Raw genomic sequence first — 1,824 nt, forward strand, 5'->3', positions numbered from 1 at the left:
GGTCTAGGATGATGTAAATTCGGCAATCGGGGGGAATTGTCGCCGGGCGGCCTTCCCATTCCCTCCGCGCGCCCACATCATGCGGCATGACGCCGGCCGGCTGCGCCCGGGGCTGGGTATTTCGAATTAACGACGTGAGAGGACATCGCTGGGGAGCGAGCAGAATGCAGGGAGCCACGAGCGAGCGAGCATCATGGGGACAGATCCTGGCCGTGGCCGCCGCGTATGCCGCGTGCTACGAGGTGACCCGGTATTTCTCCTATTCGCATTGGATTCTCACCGCCGGGCTTCGCCTGGGCTGTCTGCTGCTCGTCCCTTACCGGTTCTGGCCCGCCCTGATTCTCGGGGAGTCCCTGCCGGTAGTGCAGAACGCCCTCCTCCACCAAGCAGACTTCGGCTGGGCGTGGACCTGCGTTTCCTCCATCCCCTTCATCCCGCTGTGCATGCCTTTCGTCAAGGCCATTCGCGAGAAGATGCCGCTCTATGACGCCAACGGGCAGCTCAACGCGACCACGATCCTGTTCGCCACCCTCGTCTGCGCCCTGATTACCGCGGTGCGAACCGATATGGCCGTGTTCGCCGCGCTGATCGTGACCCCGGATGGGTGGGACGCATGGCGTTCCGAAGCCTTGATCGATCTTCTGGCGTACGTCCTCGGCGCCTACCTCGGGGCGCTCAGCCTGGCACCAATGCTCCTTGTTCTCAGGGAAGGGTTCCGCGAGAACCTTTCCTGGAAACGCTTCTTCGAAAGCAGACTGACCCGCGACGTCGCCCTGGGTGCGCTGCCGCTGCTGCTCGTCTTTGCGGCGGTCGCTTCCGTGTCGTCCGGCCTCAGCCTGGATGTACTGCGCCTCGGCATGGCTGTCCCGGTCATCGCGCTGACGGCCCGGCATGGCTGGAAGGGAACGGCGATCACAGGAATGCTCAGCAGCATCGCCCTGGCCACGACATCGGCGACGCTCCTGGATCCGGCGATGATCCGTACCMAGGTGATCCTTGCCCTGGTGATCTCCGGCAGCCTGATCGTGGGAATCAAGAGGTCGCACACGGCTTTGGATCGAAGCCTGTCGCACCCTTCGATCAAGCGGTAAACGCCGGAAAATAAGCGGCGCGACCCAGATTCAGGGTGGGTCGCGCCGCCCGACGACCTGACGCTCAGCCCACGCTGCACTCGCGCGGATTGGTGCACTTCACGAGAACCGCCGGGGCGGTGCGGCCCGACGGCTGCGCTGCCTGCGCGGCCACGCTGGCGTTCTGGATGCGCTGGGCTGTGGAGGACGGAGCGCCGGCTGCGAAGGCGGACGTAGCGGCGAAGGAGACGACGACGAGCGATACAACGCGCAGGATGCTTTTCATGGGAGTGTCCTTTGTCTGAGGGATATGCCCGCGGGAATCCGCGTGCAGCGCGATAATCGCACCCGTTTGACTGAAGAAAGGGCCGATTCGGCACCGATCGGGCTCCTTTGCCGAATACGTTCACTCCCAACCCATAGGCAGAAAAAAAGGTTCTTCGCGGCATGCCGGGGACGCCGAAGACGGTGAGGCGCAGAGCCTTCGGCGTGCAGGCGTGGCGGCGCAGAGCCTTCGGTGCCCACCCTCGCTGCTCAGACACGTCCTCCGCGCGAGGCAGCGCAGCGGCGAGGAAAACGCTCGCCGCGCCGGAAATGACGTATCTGCACGACCGCCGTAACGGTCCGAGTTGGCGGCCACACGCACTCCAGCGGCTCTCCTTCCCGCTGACCGTATCGTCGTGAGAGACCTTGGTGTCCACCCTCGAGGCGAGTTCCGCACAAGTGGAGCGGCCGTAGGCCAGTAGGTACATGG

At 64.5% G+C, this 1,824-nt stretch carries 2 protein-coding genes; one reads left to right on the forward strand and one right to left on the reverse strand.

Features of this window, described 5'->3' with window-relative positions:
- Window positions 1-86 precede the first annotated feature (86 nt).
- On the forward strand, window positions 87-1,091 hold the full coding sequence (locus tag AC1DSN_RS22085) for an MASE1 domain-containing protein (RefSeq protein ID WP_477332926.1): 1,005 nt from the start codon (window positions 87-89) through the stop codon (window positions 1,089-1,091).
- 64 nt (window positions 1,092-1,155) lie between these two features.
- Here the strand turns inward: AC1DSN_RS22085 and AC1DSN_RS22090 are convergent, their stop codons facing one another.
- Window positions 1,156-1,356, reverse strand: a complete 201-nt coding sequence (locus AC1DSN_RS22090) for a hypothetical protein (protein WP_063574382.1) — start codon at window positions 1,354-1,356, stop codon at window positions 1,156-1,158.
- Between the last annotated feature and the right edge of the window lie 468 nt (window positions 1,357-1,824).

The organism is Luteibacter sp. P4_D7_3 (assembly GCF_056401735.1).